Genomic DNA, 21,225 nt, shown 5'->3' with positions numbered 1-21,225 from the left:
CGTATGGTGCCAAACTCCGGGTTTGGAGAGCGATGCGGCCTTAACTAGAGGTTCCTATGAAAGAAGGTATTCACCCTAAGTACGAAGTAATTTCTGCAACATGTTCATGTGGAAATAAATTCGAAACTAGCTCAACTCTTTGTAAAGACATTCACTTAGACGTATGTTCTGCGTGTCACCCGTTTTACACTGGTAAGCAAAAAGTTTTAGACACTGGCGGACGTGTTGATCGCTTCAACAAGCGCTTCGGTGCACTTGCCAGCAAGAAGTAATTATTGCTGTTTAGTTAAAAAAAGCACCTTAGGGTGCTTTTTTTGTGTCTAAAATTTGTTATTTATTATCTTAAACCAACCTACATAAATCTTTGAGCAATTTAACGAATTAAATTGCACTATAACGTCGTTAAAAATTTTTATTTAGAACAACTAGATACAAAAATTTTTGCCTAGTTCTAGCGTAATTTTCTTAACGTTAAATAGACCCCATATATAAGCAGATTGGTATTATTTCGTTGATTTTAACTATCCCCTCCTTTTGCATAACTATTTCCTATTCTTATTCTGAGTATGCATAATCCTTTACAGACAAATCGATAGATATTCTCTATATTTTAAATAGTACAATTTTTAACTAGGTTGATAAAAGTAGCTAACGTGGGCTTATCTGTTTTTAAAGTAGGGTAGTAGGCTGTTATTCTAAGTTTATGCTGTTACTTTAAGTATACATTTTATAAGATTTTGATAGGTATAAAAGCACCTTAAAACTTACTTTTTAGGTGAATTTTTATTTATTAAATGTCGATATAATCCTGCAAAGTTACTGAAAAACCTCTTAAAATTAAAGGATATAGCATATAACAGGATAGACCTGATATTGCTTGGAATTTAAAAATAATAAGGGTATCGTACCCCAAGACTCCATCTCTCACTTTAACTTAAATTGCAGGATACAATCGCGTTATGTCTGACTTTCGTGAACAAGCACTACATTACCACTCACATCCCGTACCAGGTAAAATTAGCATTGAGCTTACAAAACCAGCTGAAACGGCTCATGATCTTGCACTTGCGTATAGCCCAGGTGTTGCCGAACCTGTACGTGAAATAGCTGCAGATCCTGCAAATGCTTATAAATATACTGGTAAAGGTAACATGGTTGCGGTTATTACTAATGGTACTGCAATTCTAGGCCTTGGTAATTTAGGTCCTTTAGCGTCTAAGCCTGTAATGGAAGGTAAAGCGTTATTGTTTAAACGTTTTGCAGGGCTTGATTCTATCGATATTGAAGTTAAGCACAAAACAACAGAAGACTTTATTAATACGGTTGCCAATATTGCCGACACATTCGGTGGCATTAACCTTGAAGATATTAAAGCACCAGAGTGTTTTGAAATTGAAAAAGCATTAATAGAGCGTTGTAGCATTCCTGTTTTTCATGACGATCAACACGGTACTGCCATTGTAACGGCTGCTGGTATGTTAAATGCGCTAGAAGTACAAGGTAAGTCAATTGAAGATGCAATTATTGTATGTTTAGGTGCAGGCGCTGCCGCTGTTGCGTGTATGGAGCTGTTAATTAAGTGTGGCGCACTGCGTGAACACATTTATATGCTTGACCGCAAAGGTGTTATTCATACCCGCCGCGATGACTTAAATGAATACAAACAGCTTTTTGCTAATAATACCGATAAGCGTACATTGCAAGATGTAATTGCAGATGCAGATGTATTTGTGGGTGTTTCTGGCCCTAACTTATTAGCGGCTGAAGATTTAAAGCTAATGGCTGCAAAACCAGTTGTGTTTGCATGTTCAAACCCAGATCCTGAGATTGATCCTGCTCTTGCGCACGGCGCACGCAACGATTTAATCATGGCAACAGGGCGCTCTGATTACCCTAACCAAGTTAATAATGTTTTATGTTTCCCGTTTATTTTCCGTGGTGCGCTTGATGTACGTGCAAGCGCTATTAACGATGAAATGAAAATTGCTGCAGTAGATGCTATTCGAAGTATTGCCAAAGAGCCAGTACCTGCAGAAGTTTTAAAAGCCGCTGGTGTAGATAAACTAGAATTTGGTGCGCAGTATATTATTCCAAAACCAATGGATCCACGTTTACTGCCGCGTATAGCAAGAGCTGTTGCACTTGCTGCTATTGAGTCAGGTGTTGCACAAATTGAGCTACCTGAAAACTATATGCAGTAAATCTATATAGTAGAGCTATGCAATAAAATTTAGACATAAAAAAACCTCAGTAATTACTGAGGTTTTTTTATCTTTGTAATATTTATTCTTCGTTTAAAACGGGTACTTCTAGACCCATTTCTTGCATTATTTTTTTAACTTCTTCTGGCACTTTTTCGGCGTTATCTTTACGTAAGTCATCATCATTTGGTAAAGGTTGGCCAGTAAAAGCATGCAAAAATGCCTCACATAGCAATTCACTATTTGTAGCATGGCGAAGGTTATTGATTTGACGACGTGTACGTTCGTCAGTTAATACCTTTAATACATTTAGCGGGATCGAAACGGTGATCTTTTTAACTTGCTCTGATTTTTTACCGTGTTCTGCGTATGGGTGAATATACTCACCATTCCATTTAGCCATAAGATGTATCGTTGCCTCAGATTATTAATTTCTCACACGGTATAAAAAGCGTGTAAATATGCGTGAAATTCTATCGATTTAAAAAAGATAGTCAAATAATAGATACCGATCTATCTTAATAAGCCTATTGTAGGTGTAAAGATAAGCACACTTTTATGAGCTAAAATGTGTTATTCGCAGAGGCCTCTTCTACTTTTAGCCATCTAGAGCTTTAAAATACTTTGACTTATCAAAACGGATAACTTACTCTTTTAGACGTCTAAACATCCAAATTAATCAGGTGACGAATATGAGCGAAAAAAACAAAGCGACCATTGCTGTACGTAACGGCGTTGATGCTGATAAACATCATGGTGCGGTGGTACCGCCAATTTATTTATCGACTACTTATTCGTTTGCCGACTTTGATACTAAGCGTGAGTATGATTATGGTCGTAGCGGTAATCCTAATCGTGATATTTTAGCTGAGACGCTTGCTAAGCTTGAAGGTGGCGCTCGTGGCATAATTTCAGCTACAGGCATGGCTGCCGTGCATTTAGCTACTCAGCTACTTAATAGTGACGATACGTTAGTAATTCCGCATGATTGTTATGGTGGCAGCTATCGTTTATTTACATCTTTACAAAAACGCGGGCTACTAAAGCTCGAAATATTAGATTTAACAAAAGAAGAAAGCCTTCAACAAATTTTAGTAATTAAACCTAAGCTTATTTGGATAGAAACCCCAAGTAACCCAGTACTTCGTTTAACAGATATTAAAGCGGTTACCGATGTGGCTAAGCAATGCGGAGCTTTGGTTGCCGCAGATAACACGTTTTTGTCGCCGGCTTTACAAAACCCTATTAAATTTGGTGTAGATATTGTGGTGCATTCAACCACTAAATACATTAACGGACACTCAGATGTAGTAGGCGGCGCTGTTATTGCCGCAACACAAGAGTTAGGCGATGAGCTTGCTTGGTGGGCTAATAACATTGGTATTACGGGTGCGCCTTTTGATAGCTATTTAACGCTTCGTGGTTTACGTACTTTAAATGTGCGCCTAAGGCAGCATCAAGAAAATGCACTGGCAATAGCTAAGTACCTTGAAAGCTCTGAATATGTAAGCCAAGTTTACTACCCAGGTCTTGAGTCACATCCTCAACATGAGCTGGCTAAAGCACAGCAACTTGGTTTTGGTGGCATGGTTAGTTTTGATATTAAAGGCGATATAAACGACGCTGCGGCATTTTTAACTAGCCTTAAAACGTTTAGTTTAGCTGAGTCATTAGGTGGCGTAGAGAGCTTAATTTGTCACCCTGCAACTATGACGCACGCAGGTATGGAGGCAACAGCACGTTTAGAGGCGGGTGTGGGCGATACGCTTATTCGTATTTCGGTAGGTATTGAAGATATACACGATTTAGTCGCTGATTTTGAACGAGTGTTTGAACTTGTAAAACCAGGGCAAAATAAAAATGTTGGCCGTGTAGGCAAAGGAGCAGGCACTCCTGGTGGTAACGTTAAATTAAGTGCAGCCCGTCCGGCGCTTTGGTGATTAATATGGTCAATTGTGTACATAAATTTGGTGGTTCAAGCTTAAGCTCTAGTGAGCGCTATCAAAGCGTAGCTAAAATAATTATTGGGCATACTCAGACGGGCGACTGTGTTGTGGTGTCTGCTGCAGGTAAAACTACAGATACACTTGTGTCGTTGTGGCAAAGTTATCAGCAGCAAGACACGCAAGCTGTCGCTGATATTTTACTGCAGTTAAATAACCATCAAAGTGATTTAATAGAGCAGCTATTAGAAGCCGATTTAAAACGAAGTGCACTTAAAACACTAAGTATCGAACTTAGCTATATTGCAGAACTTGCTCAAGCTGAGCAGCTAAAAGAGGCTGCATTACTTGCACATGGCGAACTGTGGTCAGCACGTTTACTCGCTACTTATTTACAGCAGCTAAATATTGAGGCATGCGCTCAAGATGCTCGCACTCTTTTTACCTTAAATAATGGTGAATTAATGCATGCACAAAATACGCAGCAATGTGGGCAGTTAATTTTTCCTGATAAAATAAATGTTGTTACTGGGTTTATTGCCGCAGATATCAAAGGCGAGACTGTAACACTTGGCCGAAATGGGAGTGACTACAGTGCAACACTACTTGCAAATTATTGCAATGCTAAGCAAGTATGTATTTGGACTGATACACAGGGGGTGTATAGCACTGATCCTCGCAAGGTACAAAAAGCGATTAAATACGGCAAAATTTGCCGTGGGCAGGCTAATTTATTAGCTCGTTTGGGTAACCCTGTATTACATGCAAAAACACTATCGCCTCTTAAAAACACAGATATTAAGCTAGCTGTTCGCAGTAGTTTTGACGTACAAGCAAGTCCAACAGATATAGTAAAAGAAGGTTCAGCGAAGAAAAAGCGCTTTATAACCACGTTGCAAAATGTTGACCTATTAATGGTTGAAGGATTAAGTGAAGGTGAGGTTGCAAGTGTTAGTCAGCTTATTCAGCATAGCCTTCATCACTTTAACCATAATGGTGAAGTGTATTTAGTAGTACCTGCAGCACAAACTTATCTGGTTATTAATTATTTTGCGGGTAGGGCAAATATTAGCGAGTCAAATTTAAACGGTTGTGCAATTGTAGCGCCTGAGCAAGACGTTAATACATTAAGCTTACAAGCATTAGATTTATTAAAACTCCACAGCATAAAACCTCGTTTTGTCCATCAAGATACTGGCTATGCTTTATTGCTTACCGATCAATTTATAGATAGTGATATACAAAGTGACTTACACGATAAGCTAATTAATAAAGGCCAAGAAATCGCAATTATAGTTGCGGGGCTTGGTAACGTTGGCGACGTTTTCATTAAACAGTTATCGGCACAATTTGAGCGTTTATCGGATGACTTTAGTATTAAATTAGTCGGTCTAATTCGCTCTAAAAAAATGCTGTTTAATGCAAGTGGTATTAATACACAGCAATGGAAAACTCAATGGCAGCATGAGGCAAATAGCTATCAATCTGCAGATTTACTGAATGCTATAAATGAGCTCGATTACGAGCATAAAATTGTAATTGATATTACCGCAAGTGAACAATTTAGCTTGTTATATCCAGACTTTGTAGATAGAAACTGTCATTTGATTAGTGCTAATAAATACGCTGGAACAGCACCGACTACTTGGTATAAAGCACTTCGTAGTAATATTACAGAACGTAATTTACATTGGCGATATAACACCAGTGTAGGCGCTGGCTTACCTATTAACTTTGCTTTGGCTGATTTGCAAAATAGTGGCGATAAAATAACACGTATAGAAGGTGTTTTCTCAGGCACGCTTTCGTGGCTATGCAGTAAATATGATGGAACAAGGCCATTTTCTGAGTTGCTACTGGAAGCTCAGAAAATGGGATTCACAGAGCCAGACCCTCGCGAAGATTTATCTGGGCGAGATATGCAGCGTAAGCTACTTATTTTAGCCCGAGAGCTAGGTGTTGAGCTTGAACTTGACGATATTAGCTTATCGGCATTGATGCCAGATGAGCTTGCGCTGGGAAGTTGGGATGACTTTTTAAATAAAAAAGCACAGCTAGACGCGTTCATCGAAGAGCATGCAGTGACAGCAAAGTCTAAAAATTCAGTACTTAGATATACGGGCTTGTTAGAAATCACACAAGGTGAAGTAATTGCTAAAGTGGGAATAGCGTATGTGCCTAATGGCGATGCGTTAGCAAACCTTACACCTGGCGATAATATTTTTGTAATTAATAGCAAATGGTATAGCGATAATGCATTAGTGATTCAAGGACCTGGGGCGGGTAGGGAAGTGACCGCTGCGGGTGTGCACTCTGATTTATATTGGCTTGTTCAAAACTTAAAATAAACCTTTGGTTTAAACAAAAACGGCAGCTTAAATAAGCTGCCGTTTTTGTATTACATACATATTACTAAAATAGCTCTTCTTCTGTTTTAGTGTCTTCTTCAAATATATCGCTAGGCTGAGATAGCACATACTTTGTAGGTGCGGTGCCTTTTTCAAAATATTCAAATCGACTCGTGTAGTCATTTTTATGGCTTAATAAACCAGTAGCTAAATCAATACGAATAGAAACAAGTCCCTCAGGCGGCTCAATTGGGGCTTCAGGCTTGCCTTCAAGTGCTGCTTTCATAAATTCAACCCATGCTGGCTGCGCGGTTTTAGCGCCAGATTCCGCACCTGATATTTGACTGCTATCTAGGTTGTTATTATATGTAGAGCGACCAAGAGCGTTGCCCGGATTATCAAAGCCAACCCAAACTGAGGTCATCACATTACTATTAAAACCGCTAAACCAGGTATCTACTGAGTCATTAGTTGTGCCTGTTTTACCCGAAATATCGCGACGATCTAGCGCTTGTGCTCGCCAAGCGGTTCCACTCCAACCTGTTTTATGAGCCCAGCTACCACCCCCCCAGATTGCACTATTCATAGCATCAGCAATTAAAAATGCATTTTGCTTAGAAATAATTCTTGGCGCACATTTTTTCGTTTGCTCCATTTCATCATCACTATTATGCATTGAGAGTGCATTATGTGTTGGCAAAGGCTCTTCGTCACAGGCAAGAGCAGGGTTTGCTTTAAACAATACATTGCCGTAAGCGTCTTGAATTTCTGAGATAAAGTAAGGTTCAATTAAATGACCGCCATTGGCAAATGTACTCATGCCTCTTGCAAGTTCAAGAGGAGTAATGGAAGCACTACCAAGTGCTAATGATTCACTGCGATTAATGTCAGCGTCTTTAAAACCAAATTTTAGTAAGTGATCAGCTGTACGTTGCAATCCAACACCACGTAGTAAGCGCACCGAAATAACGTTTTTAGACTGTGCTAAAGCACGGCGAATTCGAATAGGACCGTTGTAAACAGCAGGGCTGTTTTTAGGACGCCATGCTACGCCTTGGCTCTTATCCCATTGGTTTATAGGTGCATCATTTAATATAGACGCAAGCGTGTAACCTTTTTCAAGTGCTGCCGAATATATAAAAGGTTTTATATTAGAACCCACTTGACGCTTAGCTTGTATCGCTCGGTTGTATTGACTTTGCTCAAAGCTGTAACCCCCTACAATAGCTTTTATTCTACCGTCTTGTGGATCGAGGGATACAATAGCGCTTGATGCTTCTGGTATTTGGCTTAATAAGTAGCTGTTATCTTCGTTTTGACGTACCCATATTTGCATACCTGGCGTTAAAATATCAGTAGCTGCTTTTGGAGCAAAGCTTTGGCGGTAGCGAGTAATATACTTACGCGCCCATTTTAAACTATCCCAACTGAGAGTTGTTTGCTCACCGTTTTTAAGTAGTACTGTAGCTGTTTTATTATTAACACTGAGTACTGCTGCAACTTTTAAAGTGCCTAACTCATTTACGCTCTGTAATTTATTGAGTATTTGTTGCTCAGTTAAAGCTGGTTGTGTTTCAGGATTCCATAAAACATCAGTTGGACCTCTAAAACCATGACGCATATCGTAACTGTGTAAGTTATTTACAAGTGCGTTTTGCGCTGCTTTTTGAACCTTTGACTCTACTGAGGTAAAAATTTTAAAACCAGAGTTGTAAGCTTTATCTACCCCATACCGCGAAACCATTTCGGCACGCACCATTTCAGAGATATACGGTGCGTATAAGTTTATTTCTGCACCGTGAAAATAAGCTGTAATAGGTTGGCTAGTTGCTTCGTTATATTGCTCTTGTGTTATATAGTCTTCGGTCAGTAAGCGGCCTAAAACTACATTTCGGCGTGCTTTTGCACGCGTTGGGTTACGAATTGGGTTTAAAGCTGAAGGTGCTTTAGGTAAACCTGCAATCATCGCCATTTGTGCAAGTGTTAAATCTTTTAGCTCTTTACCGTAATAAACTTGCGCTGCTGCACCAATACCGAAAGCACGATTACCTAATTCTATTTTATTAAGATAAAGCTCTAAAATTTCGTCTTTTGTTAACACTCCTTCAATATGAAGCGCTATAAATATTTCTTTAACTTTACGAATATATGCTTTTTCGCGTGTCAAAAAGAAATTACGAGCGAGCTGCATAGTAATAGTACTTGCGCCTTGCTTTTTCTCGCCGGTAGATATTAGAACAAGGGCTGAGCGTACAATACCTATAGGATCTATGCCAATATGATCGTAAAATCGATTATCTTCCGTCGCTAAAAATGCATTGATGAGCATTTGAGGAATTTCATCAATAGTCACTGGAATACGGCGTTTTTCACCGAATTGATTGATCAAAAGCCCATCTTTAGTAAATACTTGCATAGGGGTTTGTAATTGCACGTCTTTTAAAACTTGCACACTGGGGATATCAGGTTTAACGTAATAATAAAGACTGACCAAAGTAATCAGACCAATTAACACACAAATGATAAAAAATTGTAAAGTTCGTTTTAATAAAATCACTTATATTTCCCTAAATGGACTCCCAATTGCGAGTTTTGACTGCTAGTATATATTGATTAAAAAATGAATAATATTTTTTCATATAAAAATTATAACTTGTTTATTATTAAAACAAAGGCCATGTTGAAACATGCTAAGTCAACTATTTCAAAAACCGTCCCCAATGATGGTAGGAATTGATATTGGATCGCACTCTATTAAAGCTGTGCTTTTACGTGAAATTGAAACAGGATTTCGGCTCGAAGCACTTGCAATTGAGCCGATGCCAAAAGGTGCAATGAGTGAGCGCACAATTCAAGATATTGAAGCGATAGGTAACGTAATTTCAAAATTAAGAAAAAAACTACCAAAGTCATTGAAATCTGCCGCAGTAGCTGTTTCTGGCCAAACAGTCATCACCAAAGTAATCTTCATGGATGTATCGTTAACTGATGCTGAACTTGAATCGCAAATTGAAATTGAAGCCGATAGTTTAATTCCATACCCCCTCGATGAAGTGAGCCTCGACTTTGAGAAGCTTTCAACTAATGAGGCCGATCCTAGTAAAATGAATGTTTTACTTTCTGCTGCTCGTACTGAAAGTGTCGAAGCGCGTGTAGGCGCTTTAGAGACCGCTAATTTAGAAGCTAAAATAGTTGATGTAGAAAGTTACGCATTAAGTCGTGCTATGGATGTTTACTATCAACAATTACCTAGCGACGCATTTAATAAATGTGTGGCTGTGGTTGATATTGGTGCAGTTTTAATGCTTGTGAGCGTTGTTCAAGCTGGGGAAACCATTTATACCCGAGACCAGGTTTTTGGTGGCGATCAATATACAAATAGTATTGTCGCTTACTATAATAAAGGTTTTGATGAAGCGGAAATTGGTAAAACGTCAGGTGATTTACCGCCAAACTACACCTTTGAAGTATTAGCCCCTTTTCAAACTTCGTTACTTCAACAAGTGCGACGTGCAGTGCAAATGTTTTTAACAACCAGTGGTAAAGAGCAAATCGACTATATTGTATTAACAGGTGGTACATCGATGATAAAAGGCATTGACCGATTACTCATTGAAGAACTCGGTATTCACTCTGTTGTTGCTGAACCTTTTGAGAATATGGAAATCTCCCCTAAAGTAGATCGCAACGTAATGCAGCGTCATAAAACGCAATTTGCAATTGCGACCGGGTTGGCATTGAGGAGCTTTTCAACATGCCACATATAAATTTACTACCTTGGCGTGAATTACAACGCGAAGAGTCCAAAAAGAAATTTGTGACCATACTCATTGGTGTCGTTATGGTTTGTTTAGCAAGTATGTACTTGTTGAGCTCGTTTTATGGTGCTTTAAAAGACGGCCAAAACTTAAAAAATAACTATTTAAGCTCAGAAATTAGCATGTTAGATAAAAAGATAAGTGAGATAAGGGGCTTGGATAGAAGAAAAGAAAGCTTACAGCAACGTATGAGACTCATTGAAGAATTACAAAGCAGCCGCAACCTTGGTACACAAATAATGGATGAAGTAGCCAAAATAGTGCCAGGTGGTGTTTATTTAACAAAATTAGAGCGCAGAGGCAGTCAAATACATGTGCTGGGGCGTAGTGAATCGAATAATCGTTTATCGACAATGCTACGCGAAGTACAAAGCTCATATTTACTAGAAAATCCTTCAATGCAGGGGATTGTTGCAGGCGATCAATCTTCGCGCTTGCTTAGTGACTTTAATATGGAGTTTTATGTAAAACCATTTGATAAAATTGGTGAGATTAGCAATGAGCCTTGATTTTAAAGCACTGAGTGAAATTGATTGGAATGAAATAGAGCTAGATAATATTGGCGATTGGCCAATTGTCGTTAAAGCAATTTGCTGTGCGTTTGTTGCCGGGCTTGTATTATTTTTCAGTTATAGCCTGTTAGTTTCTGATGAAATTGACAGTTACCATGGTGCAGTCGAGAAAGAAGTTGAGTTACGCACTACTTATCGTACTAAGTATGCAGTAGCAAGCAAGCTTGAAATCTATCGTCAACAAATGGTTGAAATGGAAGAGACGTTTTCACAGCTATTAAAACGTTTACCTACCTCTAACGAAACCCCTGGTTTACTTGATGATTTGTCATATGTTGGTACAACAAGTGGCCTGACTTTTTTAAAAATAGGTTGGTTGCCAGAAGTTGAGAAAGAATTTTATACCGAACTGCCGATTAAAATTGAAGTAATAGGTACTTATCATGAATTTGGTGAGTTTGTAGGTAAAGTAGCTCAGTTACCACGAATTGTAAGCTTACATGACTTTTCTATTTTATCATCAGGCGATAAACAGTTAACATTCAGTGTTGTTGCAAAGACATATCGTTATGAAGAGGGAGTGAAAAAATGAAACTCCTTCGCATAATGCCTATCGCAATGATGTTTTTTTTGGGTGGTTGTAATGATGATACGTCTGAGCAAAAAGAATTTATTGATCAGGTAAAAGCAAGCACAACACCAAAAGTTGAATCAATTCCTGAGCTGACAAAGTTTGAAATATTTGAGTATAGCGCTGGCCAGCTACGTAGTCCGTTTGTAGCACCTCAGCCTGAGATAATCCAAAATAAATTAACGCAAGTAAAAAACTGTTTGCACCCAGATCAAGAGCGTCGCCGCGAACCGTTAGAAAAATACCCGCTAGATAACTTAGCAATGAAAGGCACAATTGGTTCTAGTGGACAAATATGGGCATTAATAACAGCGGCAGATGACACTTTGCATCGCGTAACTGTAGGAAATTACCTTGGTAGTTATGATGGCAAAGTAAAAACAGTAAGTAACGACTATATAGAGTTAGTGGAATTAATTCCTGATGGGTCTGGCTGTTGGAAAGAGCGCCTGACTAAATTAGAAATGTTAGAGGCGGCAAAAAATGGCGCAAATTAATAATAAAAAAGGTAAAAATAGGATGCATAAGGATGTACTTTGGCTCCATTATATGTCACGAACATTATTAGCTGCTGTTGCTTTAATCACTATAAATACAGCTGTTGCAGGACCGCTACTTTATGATGTTCGTTATAACCCATTACTTAAAGGTGAAACTGAGTTACAACTTGTTTTTGATGAAGAGTTAACCCTTGAGCCAAAAGTTCAGGTGTTCAATAGTCCAGCTAGAATTGAAATGTTTTTCGATACCGCAGAGTTAGAGGTTGGTTTAAATGATGTTGCAGTTAATCAAGCAGGGATTAGTAATGTTACTAACGTTTTAACTGATAGCGGTTTAAAAGTAACGGTAAACTTAGATAGATTAAAAATTTATGAAACTGAGGTTCGCAACAACTTAGTATCTATACGCGTATCTGATAACCCATTTACAGAATCTGAAAATGTAGTGACGGACTCAGGTGATGCAAGCGGAAATTACATCAATCGAATCCAGTCAATTGATTTTAGACGTGGCGAAAAGGGCGAAGCGAAAGTACTCGTGTTCCTACAAGATACTCAAGCCGCGATAGAAGTGCACGAAAGCGGCGGGAAAATTTATGCTGACTTTCATCATACCGATATTTTAGATGATCTACTTTATGAATTGGATGTATTAGATTTTGGTACTGTTGTAAGTAATATCGAGACTTTTAAAGAAGATGGATTAAGTCGCGTAGTTATTGAACCAAATGCCCAGTTTACATTTACGTATCAGCAAATAGATAATATTTTAACGCTAGTAGTAGAAAAAGATGAAACACAAAACGCATACTTAGATGGTGGGATTGAGTATCAAGGTCGCCCTATGACCTTAAATTTTCAAGATATCTCTGTTCGTGCAGCTCTGCAAATTATTGCAGGCTATAATGACTTTAACTTAGTAACCAGTGATTCAGTAACAGGTAATATAACACTGCGTTTAGATGGCGTACCATGGGATCAAGCGCTCGACGTAGTACTGCGTATTAAAGGTCTAGATAAGCGAATGGATGGCTCTATTTTAATGGTAGCGCCTGCAGAAGAGCTCGCAGCACGTGAAGCCAAAGATTTAAAAGCGAAACAGCAAGTTGAAGACTTAGAGCCACTCTATAGTGAATACATTCGATTAAACTATGCTAAAGCCGAAAATTTTGCTGACTTATTAAAAACAGATACAAACAGTATTATAACTGCCCGTGGTAGTGTGTCGGTTGATCAGCGTACAAATACTTTATTGGTAAAAGATACTGTAAAGAGTATAGAAAACATTCGCCGGATGATAGAAACGCTCGATATTCCAGTACAGCAGGTTGTAATCGAATCTCGAATGGTAACTGTGCGCGATAATGTTACTGAAGACTTGGGCGTACGTTGGGGCTTTAGTGATCAAGGTAGTAGTATTGGCATTTCAGGCTCACTTGAAGGTGCAGAAGGTATTTATAACGCGACATCAACTTCAAATGCGCCAAGTATTTCAGATCGGTTAAACGTAAATCTACCTACATCAAATCCTGCGGCGAGTATTGGTTTGCATATAGCAAAGCTGGCCAACGGTACATTAATTGATTTAGAGTTAAGTGCGCTTGAAAAAGAGAACAAAGGTGAAATTATTGCTAGCCCGCGTATCATAGCGGCCAATCAGCAAAAAGCGCGAATAGAGCAAGGCACTGAAATCCCTTACACTGAGTCAGCTTCAAGTGGTGCTACTACTGTAAGCTTTAAAAAAGCGGTACTAAGCTTAGAGGTAACACCTCATATCACACCTGATAATAAAGTAATTCTAGACTTAATTATTACTCAAGATACACGTGGTGATACTGTACAAACGGGAACAGGTGAAGCGGTGTCTATAGATACCCAAGAGATTCAAACTCAAGTGCTAGTTGAGAATGGACAAACAGTAGTACTCGGTGGTATTTTCCAGCAACAGATCATTAATACTACAAGTAAAGTGCCAATTTTAGGTGACATTCCTTACGTAGGAAGGTTATTTAAAACCACAAGTGAGTTTAATGAAAAACGTGAATTACTTATTTTTGTGACACCAAAAATACAAATTGATTAAAATACAGTGGTTTTATGTTAACCAACGGGTGATTATTTAGATTAATTGCTCGTTATATGGCTTTTTATGCTAATTGACTTGAAATGCCCCTGCAATTACTGAGATAATCCCCTCCTTAATTTTGGGGCCAGGTCGTTAGGCGGGGTTTTATTTCAAATTTTAGAGTTTGTTTGTACTAAAAGATATGGCTGAGAAACGTAATATATTTTTAGTTGGCCCCATGGGGGCTGGCAAAAGCACAATTGGTCGTCACATCGCTGACCAATTACACCTTGAATTTGTTGATTCTGATCAAGAAATCGAACGCCGCACAGGTGCAGATATTGCATGGGTATTCGATCTTGAAGGTGAAGAAGGCTTTAGACTTCGAGAAGAGTCTGTTATTGGCGATTTAACCGAAATGCAAGGTATTGTACTTGCTACCGGTGGTGGTTCAGTAATGAGCAAAGAAGTTCGAAACAAGCTTTCGGCTCGAGGTATCGTTGTATACCTAGAGACACCTATAGAGAAGCAAGTTGCACGCACGCAACGCGACAAGCGTCGCCCATTACTGCAAACTGAAGAAGCACCTCGTAACGTACTAGAGCGCTTAGCAGAAGAACGCGAGCCACTATACAAAGAAGTTGCTGATTTTGTTGTACGTACCGATGAGCAAAGCGCTAAAGTTGTTGCTAACCAAATCATCGAGAAATTAGATTTTTAAAAACCAATAATAAAGGAATAGCCAAGCATGCTTAAATTAACTGTTAATTTGGACGAGCGAAGTTATCCTATTTATATTGGGCAATCTGCACTTCAAGATAATGGCCGCCTGGTTCACCACATTGGTGATTGTCGGCCTATCATCATTACTAATGACACAATAGCGCCTTTATATTTGCAAAGGTTACTTGTTTCATTAGCTGATCTAAATCCGCTATCTTTTATTATTCCTGACGGTGAACAATATAAATCACTTGAATGGTTTGAAAACATATCAGCATTTTTACTACAAAATAACTGTGGCCGAGATACGTGTTTAATTGCGTTAGGTGGCGGTGTTGTAGGAGACCTAACTGGTTTTGTAGCGGCTTGTTATCAGCGCGGCGTACCGTTTATTCAAATACCAACGACAGTGCTTTCACAGGTTGATTCATCGGTAGGTGGAAAAACGGCAGTAAATCATCCGTTAGGTAAAAATATGATAGGGGCATTTTATCAGCCTCAAGCGGTTTTTATTGATACGCAAACATTACACACTCTACCTGCACGAGAGTTTGCAGCAGGTATGGCTGAGGTAATTAAGTATGGTTTGATTTACGATACCGAATTATTTGCATATTTAGAGCGAAATGTAGCTAATTTGCAGCAACTAGATGAAGCATGCTTACAGCATATTATTTTTAGGTGTTGTGAAATAAAAGCGCTTATAGTTGCTCAAGATGAAAAAGAACATGGCTTACGAGCTTTGTTAAACTTAGGCCATACATTTGCCCATGCAATTGAGGCGCAGATGGGGTATGGCGTTTGGTTGCATGGCGAAGCTGTTGCAACAGGAATGGTATTAGCAGCTAAACTTGCGAAAACACGCCAAGATTTAAGTGCAGATGAAGTTGAGCGAATTATCAAGCTGCTTGAGCTGTATAATTTACCAACAGAAACTCCAAAGCAAATGACAAGCGAGCAGTTTTTAACGCATATGCGTAAAGACAAAAAGAATAAAAAAGGGACTATCCGCTTTATTCTACCTACCCAATTTGGTCAGTGTGCGTTAGTTGATGATGTATCTGATGACCAAGTTAGAGACTTAATCGAGCAATAAATGCAGTCACAAATTTTACCAAGCCGTGCGGCTTTGGTGGATAGAATCGCACTGCAATTTGAGTACGGGCAAAACTTAATTGTTTTACTTGGCACTTCTGGGCTAGGTAAAAGCTATATGCTCGAAACCTTCATAACAGATAAATATAACGACTTTAATAAAGCATTTGTACAAGTCAGTGCAAAAATGAGCGACGCTCAGCTAATGAGTGACTTATTAGAGCAAAGCTTTAACTCCCCCCTGATTGACCATAACTTAAGTTTACCTGAAAATTATTATCAACTGCTTGATAAACAGCCATGCGGACCTTGTTTATGGGTACTTGATGGTGGTAGGCAATTATCTGAAGAGATGTTAATTGAGCTTGAGTTGCTTTCAAAAAACAGCCCAAATACGCTATATATTATAATAGCTTCACAGTCTAAATTAGCTTTAAATAACGCTGTTGAAATTTACTTGGAACCGCTAACGCTTCGAGAAAGCAAGATGTTATTACAGTGGTACTTTACAGATTTACCTTATGACGAGGACCCTGTATTTAGCACTTTTTTAGCTGAGGCCCACGGTAATCCCAGTTTACTGCTTGCTTGGCAACCTAGTGAGCATGTAGCCGATATTATCGTTAAAGACAAAGTGTCTTGGCGGTTGCATTTGTTAATTTTAATGTTGCTGATTATGCTTTTAATTATTGGTCTGCTTTATAAGTCGGATATGACGCAGTGGTGGCAACAGTATTATCAGCAAGAAGAGGCAAAAATAGTAAATACAGCAATATCTGTAGAGCAAGTAAATGATCCGGTTATAAAGCAAAGTGATTCAATAATTGGCTTAAATAAACCTGAAGTAGTTGAGCCAGATATTAAGCCAGGGCGCGAGCACACTAACGACGTACCTGCGATCATGCAAAGCCTTACCGAATCTGCCAACACCGTTAGCGTACTAGACAATGATATTGATGATAGCGCTAAAAACAAAAACGGTGTATCAAGTTATGTTAAATCTAAAGCTCTAAAAGTAAAGAAAGTAGATACAGCAGAGCAAACTCAGATTAGCCAAGATAATATATGGTACATGCAGCAAACAGATACAAATAGTGTTATTCAATTATTAGCCGTAACTCAGCAGGAAGTTAGTGATAATTTTATTGCTCAATTTAATCTACAACAGCAAACTCATACTTACCAAACAAAGCGAAATAATAAAATATGGTGGGTTGTTACATTTGGCAGCTTTGAAAGTATAAACGAAGCAAAATCAGCAATGGATACTTTATCTGCTGAGGTTAAAAAAAATAAACCTTTCTATAAAAAAATTAGTAAAATAAAGCAAGAAATAGCACTCGTTGATCAGTAAAACACACTGCTTTAGTGTAAAATCGCGCAACACCAGATTGAAGTAAAGAGCCAATGCAGCAAAAGAGTAGAGCCTTCCTTAAATGGGCCGGCGGAAAATACAGCCTAGTTGAAAATATTAATGCGCGATTAAATCAAGCTAGCAAGCATGCTGATACGTTGGTTGAACCTTTTGTTGGTGCAGGCTCTGTGTTTTTAAATAGTGACTTTAAACACTATATTCTCAACGATATAAATGCAGACTTAATTAACTTATACAAAGAGCTAAAAAGCTCTCCAGATGAGCTGATTAGTGACGCTAAAAAGTTATTTGTGGATTTTAATAATCACGCAGATGCGTATTACGAATATCGTGTGCAGTTTAATCAAAGTCGTGATGTATATGAACGTTCAATATTGTTTTTATACATGAACCGCCATGGTTACAACGGACTCTGTAGGTATAATTTAAAAGGTATTTTTAATGTGCCTTTTGGTAAATATAAAAAGCCTTACTTTCCTGAAAAAGAAATGTATTTTTTTGCTGAAAAAGCACAAAAAGCAACCTTCACCTGTTTAGATTACGATGACGTTTTTAAATTAGTGCCTAACAATGCAGTTATTTATTGCGACCCACCTTATGTACCATTAAGTAAAACCGCTTCTTTTACGTCTTACGCTAAAGGGGGGTTTAATTTAGATGATCAGGCTAATTTGGCTAATCTGGCTGAGAAGGCTGCATTTGAAAATAACACACCTGTTCTTATTTCAAACCACGATACTGTGTGGACCCGAAAGATTTATAGCCAAGCATCACTTGACCAAATTCAAGTAAAGCGCACTATTAGCCCCAAAGGCGGCTCTAGAAATAAAGTTGATGAGTTGATGGCTATGTATTTAGCACCCAAGCAACCACTGCGTAAATTGCGATAACAAAAGCAATAAATAGTACAATTGCAATTAGAATGATAGAGATAGGGGAGTGTTGTTTAAAATCGACTTGGCGTTTATTTTCAGACTGAACACCAAAAAATGCTGCTAGCACACTTTGCAACGCACTAAAAAATTGCAGCATTATTTAAAATAAAGGTTTTAAAGATGGAGTGTTTTTAGAATCATCAGGGCTAGTAAGTAGCTCTAGTAAATCGAGGTAATGAAACTGAGCACTACGGCTATCGCCAGTTAACCACGAAAACCACGATGACTCTTCTTCAGCTTTAATACACGTGATTGTAGTTAATGTGTTTTGAGCACTTACCACTTGTGTATTATGGCAATTACCCACTGAGCTTAATTCTTGCTCAGAGCTTGAACCAAAGCTAAACGCCCCGATAAGCAGTACTGCCGACGCAATTAATATCCCAGTTTTAAAAGCACGCATGATGAAATCCAATAATTTGTTACTTTTTTAATCATAGCAAATATTGATTAAATATCAAACTTAAAGTTACCTGAAATAGGGGCTATTACGCCATATTACTTGGGTAACATCTTCAATTAAGTTACATTAACGCAATACACTATTTATTGATGGAGTTAATCATGTTTAACCCAGAGCAAAAATATTTAATAGCCCCTTCTATATTGTCCGCTGATTTTGCAAAACTAGGCGAAGATGTTGATAAAGTTCTCGAAGCGGGTGCTGACGTGGTCCACTTTGATGTAATGGATAATCACTATGTACCTAATCTCACAATCGGTCCTATGGTGTGTAAAGCTCTAAGAGATTACGGCATTACAGCACCTATTGACGTACATTTAATGGTTAAGCCTGTAGATAGCCTTATTCCATTGTTTGCAGAGGCTGGCGCATCAATTATTACTTTTCATCCAGAAGCCAGTGAGCACGTCGATCGTACAATACAGTTAATTAAAGATCATGGCTGTAAAGCAGGCTTAGTGTTCAATCCTGCAACAAGCCTAAGTTATTTAGACCATGTTATTGATAAGCTCGATACCATTTTACTAATGTCGGTAAACCCAGGGTTTGGCGGGCAAAGTTTTATTCCTCATACCCTCGAAAAGCTACGCCAAGCTAAACAGCGAATCGTTGAATCGGGTCGTGATATCCGCTTAGAGGTTGATGGTGGTATTAAAGTCGATAACATTGCAGCAGCAGCACAAGCTGGAGCTGACATGTTTGTAGCTGGCTCTGCTATTTTTAATCAGCCAGATTACAAAGTTGTGATTGATCAAATGCGTAAACAGCTTGGAAGTGTTAAGTAATGAAGTACGATGTCGCCTTATTTGATTTAGATGGTACCTTGGTTGATAGCGTTTACGACTTGTATATTGCTATTAATTTAACCTTGAGCAGTCTTGCTTTCCCTATTGTTAGCCAGCGCTTGGTTGAAAGCTGGGTCGGTAATGGGGTTGAAGTCCTCGTTAAACGCGCTTTGAGTGGCGATATGCAAGTGAGTGAACATCTAGATGAGTCACTTAGTAGTAAAGCAATATTACAGTTTTATAAGCACTATGAACAACAAGTTGGTGAGTATAGTGTTTTGTACCAACATGTAGAAACCGGGCTTGCAGCACTTCGTGGTATGCCTAAAGCACTAATCACTAATAAGTCTCGAATATTTACAGAAAAACTACTTGATAAGCTGGCACTAACGAGTCATTTTGATGTGATTGTATGCGGTGACGACATGGCAAAAAAACCATCGTCAGAGCCATTGCTATTTGCTTGCAAAAAACTTAATGCGGAGCCTAATAAAGCAATAATGATAGGTGATTCTAAAAGCGATATACTTGCAGCTAAAGCCGCTAATATAGACGTAATTGCACTTAGTTATGGCTATAACCAAGGTGAAAACCTTGAGGGTTATAATCCACAGTACCTATGTGATAACTTCTTAGATATAATACCTGTTCTAACGCAGCGTTAAATATTATTAATTAAGCTAAATAAAGGAAAATCATGAGTAAACCAGTAGTATTAAGTGGCATGCAGCCAACCGGTGGTATGACAATAGGCAACTATGTTGGCGCTATTAACCAGTGGGTTAAGCTACAGGAAGAATGTGATAGCTACTTTATGCTTGCAGATTTGCATGCGATTACTGTACGCCAAGACCCTGAATTACTTCGCGCTCGCGTACTGGATGGAGTTGCGTTATATACAGCATGTGGTATCAATCCGGAAAAATCTGCATTATTTGTACAATCTCAAGTGCCTGAGCATGCTCAACTTGGTTGGGTTTTAAACTGTTATGCGCAAATGGGTGAGCTTAATCGTATGACGCAGTTTAAAGATAAGTCAGCAACACATGCCAATAATATTAATGTGGGGTTATTTGCTTATCCAGCTTTGCAAGCGGCTGATATTTTATTATATCAAGCAGATAAAGTGCCAGTAGGGGATGATCAAAAACAACATCTTGAATTAACGCGCGATATTGCTACACGATTTAATAATGTATATGGCGACATTTTTACGCTACCAGAGCCGTACATTCCTGAGTTTGGCGCTCGCGTAATGAGCTTGCAAGATCCACTTAAAAAAATGTCTAAGTCTGACGAAAACCCAAATGGTTTTATAATGATGCTAGACGAGCCTAAAAAGATTGAGAAAAAACTTAAAAAAGCAGTAACAGATTCAGATGAGCAAGCGCGCATCTATTTTGATCGCACAGAAAAACCAGGCGTATCAAACTTGCTTACTTTATTGAGTGTTGCAACTAAGCGCTCAATTGAAGACTTAGTGCCAGAGTATGAAGACAAAATGTATGGTCACTTGAAGAAAGACACTGCCGATGCAGTAGTAAGTATGTTAGAGCCAATTCAAGCACGTTTTAAAGAGATCAGAGAAGATCAAAACCTACTTAATAGCATAATGAAATCAGGTGCTGAAAAAGCCAGTGTACGTGCTGAGAAGACACTGAAGTCGGTATACGACGCACTTGGGTTTATACCTCGCGGTTAAATTATATATAAATTTAAACACAAAAAATGCCGCTTTACTAAGCTAACACCATTCAGTTAAGCATGCTTTGACTTAATGGTGTACCGAGTTTTTGAAATTCGAACGGTCCTACTTTTGGGCCGTTTTCTT

Annotated in this window: 20 protein-coding genes; 16 read left to right on the top strand and 4 right to left on the bottom strand. The window is 38.6% G+C overall.

The annotated features are described in order from the left end of the window. Positions 1 to 56 precede the first annotated feature (56 nt). Together rpmE and GQR54_RS13250 are read left to right on the top strand one after the other, a co-directional pair. Entirely contained in the window at positions 57 to 272 is a 216-nt protein-coding gene (gene rpmE, locus GQR54_RS13255; protein WP_007582029.1) for a 50S ribosomal protein L31, read from the top strand. 687 nt (positions 273 to 959) lie between these two features. Continuing rightward, on the top strand, positions 960 to 2,201 hold the full coding sequence (locus GQR54_RS13250) for a malic enzyme-like NAD(P)-binding protein (RefSeq protein ID WP_007582028.1): 1,242 nt from the start codon (positions 960 to 962) through the stop codon (positions 2,199 to 2,201). An 82-nt stretch (positions 2,202 to 2,283) separates the two neighbouring features. On the opposite strand, the gene metJ is transcribed toward GQR54_RS13250, so the two are convergent. Then, positions 2,284 to 2,604, bottom strand: a complete 321-nt coding sequence (gene metJ, locus GQR54_RS13245; protein ID WP_007586263.1) for a met regulon transcriptional regulator MetJ — start codon at positions 2,602 to 2,604, stop codon at positions 2,284 to 2,286. A 289-nt stretch (positions 2,605 to 2,893) separates the two neighbouring features. Between metJ and metB the strand changes: the two genes are divergently transcribed. Together metB and metL are read left to right on the top strand one after the other, a co-directional pair. Beyond that, positions 2,894 to 4,141 (top strand): cystathionine gamma-synthase, encoded by a 1,248-nt coding sequence (metB, locus tag GQR54_RS13240; protein ID WP_166378204.1) that lies wholly within the window; start codon positions 2,894 to 2,896, stop codon positions 4,139 to 4,141. A 5-nt stretch (positions 4,142 to 4,146) separates the two neighbouring features. Further along, positions 4,147 to 6,492, top strand: a complete 2,346-nt coding sequence (gene metL, locus GQR54_RS13235) for a bifunctional aspartate kinase/homoserine dehydrogenase II (RefSeq protein ID WP_166378202.1) — start codon at positions 4,147 to 4,149, stop codon at positions 6,490 to 6,492. A gap of 64 nt (positions 6,493 to 6,556) precedes the next feature. Here the strand turns inward: metL and GQR54_RS13230 are convergent, their stop codons facing one another. Further along, positions 6,557 to 9,049 carry a PBP1A family penicillin-binding protein gene (locus GQR54_RS13230; protein ID WP_166378200.1) on the bottom strand — a complete coding sequence of 831 codons (2,493 nt, stop codon included), beginning with the start codon at positions 9,047 to 9,049 and terminating at the stop codon, positions 6,557 to 6,559. Positions 9,050 to 9,179: 130 nt separating this feature from the next. Between GQR54_RS13230 and GQR54_RS13225 the strand changes: the two genes are divergently transcribed. From GQR54_RS13225 to GQR54_RS13185, 9 genes are all read left to right on the top strand, one after another. Next, entirely contained in the window at positions 9,180 to 10,259 is a 1,080-nt protein-coding gene (locus tag GQR54_RS13225) for a pilus assembly protein PilM (RefSeq protein WP_166378198.1), read from the top strand. Continuing rightward, positions 10,247 to 10,819, top strand: a complete 573-nt coding sequence (locus tag GQR54_RS13220) for a PilN domain-containing protein (RefSeq protein ID WP_166378196.1) — start codon at positions 10,247 to 10,249, stop codon at positions 10,817 to 10,819. The genes GQR54_RS13225 and GQR54_RS13220 overlap by 13 nt, the downstream gene beginning before the upstream one ends. Next, on the top strand, positions 10,809 to 11,414 hold the full coding sequence (locus GQR54_RS13215) for a type 4a pilus biogenesis protein PilO (protein WP_166378194.1): 606 nt from the start codon (positions 10,809 to 10,811) through the stop codon (positions 11,412 to 11,414). The genes GQR54_RS13220 and GQR54_RS13215 overlap by 11 nt, the downstream gene beginning before the upstream one ends. Beyond that, the gene (locus GQR54_RS13210) at positions 11,411 to 11,950 is read left to right on the top strand and encodes a pilus assembly protein PilP (RefSeq protein WP_166378192.1); all 540 of its coding nucleotides are present in this window, start codon (positions 11,411 to 11,413) and stop codon (positions 11,948 to 11,950) included. The genes GQR54_RS13215 and GQR54_RS13210 overlap by 4 nt, the downstream gene beginning before the upstream one ends. Then, a complete protein-coding gene (locus GQR54_RS13205) occupies positions 11,937 to 14,036 on the top strand; it encodes a type IV pilus secretin PilQ family protein (protein WP_166378190.1) in 2,100 nt (699 codons plus the stop codon). Before GQR54_RS13210 ends, GQR54_RS13205 begins: the two co-directional genes overlap by 14 nt. A 184-nt stretch (positions 14,037 to 14,220) precedes the next feature. Further along, positions 14,221 to 14,739, top strand: a complete 519-nt coding sequence (gene aroK / locus GQR54_RS13200; protein WP_004589350.1) for a shikimate kinase AroK — start codon at positions 14,221 to 14,223, stop codon at positions 14,737 to 14,739. Between the two features lie 27 nt (positions 14,740 to 14,766). After that, positions 14,767 to 15,837, top strand: a complete 1,071-nt coding sequence (aroB, locus tag GQR54_RS13195; RefSeq protein WP_166378188.1) for a 3-dehydroquinate synthase — start codon at positions 14,767 to 14,769, stop codon at positions 15,835 to 15,837. Further along, a complete protein-coding gene (locus GQR54_RS13190; protein ID WP_166378186.1) occupies positions 15,838 to 17,190 on the top strand; it encodes an AAA family ATPase in 1,353 nt (450 codons plus the stop codon). Positions 17,191 to 17,243: 53 nt separating this feature from the next. After that, entirely contained in the window at positions 17,244 to 18,101 is an 858-nt protein-coding gene (locus GQR54_RS13185; protein ID WP_166378184.1) for a Dam family site-specific DNA-(adenine-N6)-methyltransferase, read from the top strand. Here the strand turns inward: GQR54_RS13185 and GQR54_RS13180 are convergent. Both GQR54_RS13180 and GQR54_RS13175 read right to left on the bottom strand, forming a co-directional pair. After that, the gene (locus GQR54_RS13180) at positions 18,058 to 18,243 is read right to left on the bottom strand and encodes a DUF2970 domain-containing protein (RefSeq protein WP_081709141.1); all 186 of its coding nucleotides are present in this window, start codon (positions 18,241 to 18,243) and stop codon (positions 18,058 to 18,060) included. The two genes, GQR54_RS13185 and GQR54_RS13180, sit on opposite strands and share 44 nt — an antisense overlap. 3 nt (positions 18,244 to 18,246) lie before the next feature. Beyond that, positions 18,247 to 18,549, bottom strand: coding sequence for a hypothetical protein (locus GQR54_RS13175; RefSeq protein WP_166378182.1), 303 nt, complete (start codon positions 18,547 to 18,549; stop codon positions 18,247 to 18,249). Between the two features lie 161 nt (positions 18,550 to 18,710). Here GQR54_RS13175 and rpe point away from each other — a divergent pair, with 161 nt between their 5' ends. The 3 genes from rpe to trpS are packed head-to-tail and all read left to right on the top strand — an operon-like array spanning position 18,711 to position 21,096. Beyond that, complete coding sequence (rpe, locus tag GQR54_RS13170; RefSeq protein WP_166378180.1) at positions 18,711 to 19,394, top strand: ribulose-phosphate 3-epimerase; 684 nt, start codon at positions 18,711 to 18,713, stop codon at positions 19,392 to 19,394. Next, positions 19,394 to 20,059 carry a phosphoglycolate phosphatase gene (locus GQR54_RS13165; protein WP_166378178.1) on the top strand — a complete coding sequence of 222 codons (666 nt, stop codon included), beginning with the start codon at positions 19,394 to 19,396 and terminating at the stop codon, positions 20,057 to 20,059. The genes rpe and GQR54_RS13165 overlap by 1 nt, the downstream gene beginning before the upstream one ends. A gap of 32 nt (positions 20,060 to 20,091) precedes the next feature. Next, positions 20,092 to 21,096 carry a tryptophan--tRNA ligase gene (trpS, locus tag GQR54_RS13160; RefSeq protein WP_166378176.1) on the top strand — a complete coding sequence of 335 codons (1,005 nt, stop codon included), beginning with the start codon at positions 20,092 to 20,094 and terminating at the stop codon, positions 21,094 to 21,096. Positions 21,097 to 21,225: the final 129 nt, after the last annotated feature.

This window comes from Pseudoalteromonas sp. Z9A4 (assembly GCF_011378845.1).
GTDB lineage: Bacteria > Pseudomonadota > Gammaproteobacteria > Enterobacterales > Alteromonadaceae > Pseudoalteromonas > Pseudoalteromonas arctica.
Note: the sequence above shows the minus strand (reverse complement) of the source record. Positions and strands in the feature narration are given on the sequence as shown.

Excerpts from the sequence above, each read along its gene's own strand:
- aroB (WP_166378188.1), top strand. The coding sequence starts at position 14,767 with ATGCTTAAATTAACTGTTAATTTGGACGAGCGAAGTTATCCTATTTAT.
- GQR54_RS13185 (WP_166378184.1), top strand. The coding sequence starts at position 17,244 with ATGCAGCAAAAGAGTAGAGCCTTCCTTAAATGGGCCGGCGGAAAATAC.
- metL (WP_166378202.1), top strand. The coding sequence starts at position 4,147 with ATGGTCAATTGTGTACATAAATTTGGTGGTTCAAGCTTAAGCTCTAGT.
- trpS (WP_166378176.1), top strand. The coding sequence starts at position 20,092 with ATGAGTAAACCAGTAGTATTAAGTGGCATGCAGCCAACCGGTGGTATG.
- rpe (WP_166378180.1), top strand. The coding sequence starts at position 18,711 with ATGTTTAACCCAGAGCAAAAATATTTAATAGCCCCTTCTATATTGTCC.
- GQR54_RS13175 (WP_166378182.1), bottom strand. The coding sequence starts at position 18,549 with ATGCGTGCTTTTAAAACTGGGATATTAATTGCGTCGGCAGTACTGCTT.
- GQR54_RS13205 (WP_166378190.1), top strand. The coding sequence starts at position 11,937 with ATGGCGCAAATTAATAATAAAAAAGGTAAAAATAGGATGCATAAGGAT.
- GQR54_RS13215 (WP_166378194.1), top strand. The coding sequence starts at position 10,809 with ATGAGCCTTGATTTTAAAGCACTGAGTGAAATTGATTGGAATGAAATA.
- GQR54_RS13210 (WP_166378192.1), top strand. The coding sequence starts at position 11,411 with ATGAAACTCCTTCGCATAATGCCTATCGCAATGATGTTTTTTTTGGGT.
- metJ (WP_007586263.1), bottom strand. The coding sequence starts at position 2,604 with ATGGCTAAATGGAATGGTGAGTATATTCACCCATACGCAGAACACGGT.
- metB (WP_166378204.1), top strand. The coding sequence starts at position 2,894 with ATGAGCGAAAAAAACAAAGCGACCATTGCTGTACGTAACGGCGTTGAT.
- GQR54_RS13190 (WP_166378186.1), top strand. The coding sequence starts at position 15,838 with ATGCAGTCACAAATTTTACCAAGCCGTGCGGCTTTGGTGGATAGAATC.
- GQR54_RS13225 (WP_166378198.1), top strand. The coding sequence starts at position 9,180 with ATGCTAAGTCAACTATTTCAAAAACCGTCCCCAATGATGGTAGGAATT.
- GQR54_RS13180 (WP_081709141.1), bottom strand. The coding sequence starts at position 18,243 with ATGCTGCAATTTTTTAGTGCGTTGCAAAGTGTGCTAGCAGCATTTTTT.
- GQR54_RS13250 (WP_007582028.1), top strand. The coding sequence starts at position 960 with ATGTCTGACTTTCGTGAACAAGCACTACATTACCACTCACATCCCGTA.
- GQR54_RS13220 (WP_166378196.1), top strand. The coding sequence starts at position 10,247 with ATGCCACATATAAATTTACTACCTTGGCGTGAATTACAACGCGAAGAG.
- GQR54_RS13165 (WP_166378178.1), top strand. The coding sequence starts at position 19,394 with ATGAAGTACGATGTCGCCTTATTTGATTTAGATGGTACCTTGGTTGAT.
- rpmE (WP_007582029.1), top strand. The coding sequence starts at position 57 with ATGAAAGAAGGTATTCACCCTAAGTACGAAGTAATTTCTGCAACATGT.
- aroK (WP_004589350.1), top strand. The coding sequence starts at position 14,221 with ATGGCTGAGAAACGTAATATATTTTTAGTTGGCCCCATGGGGGCTGGC.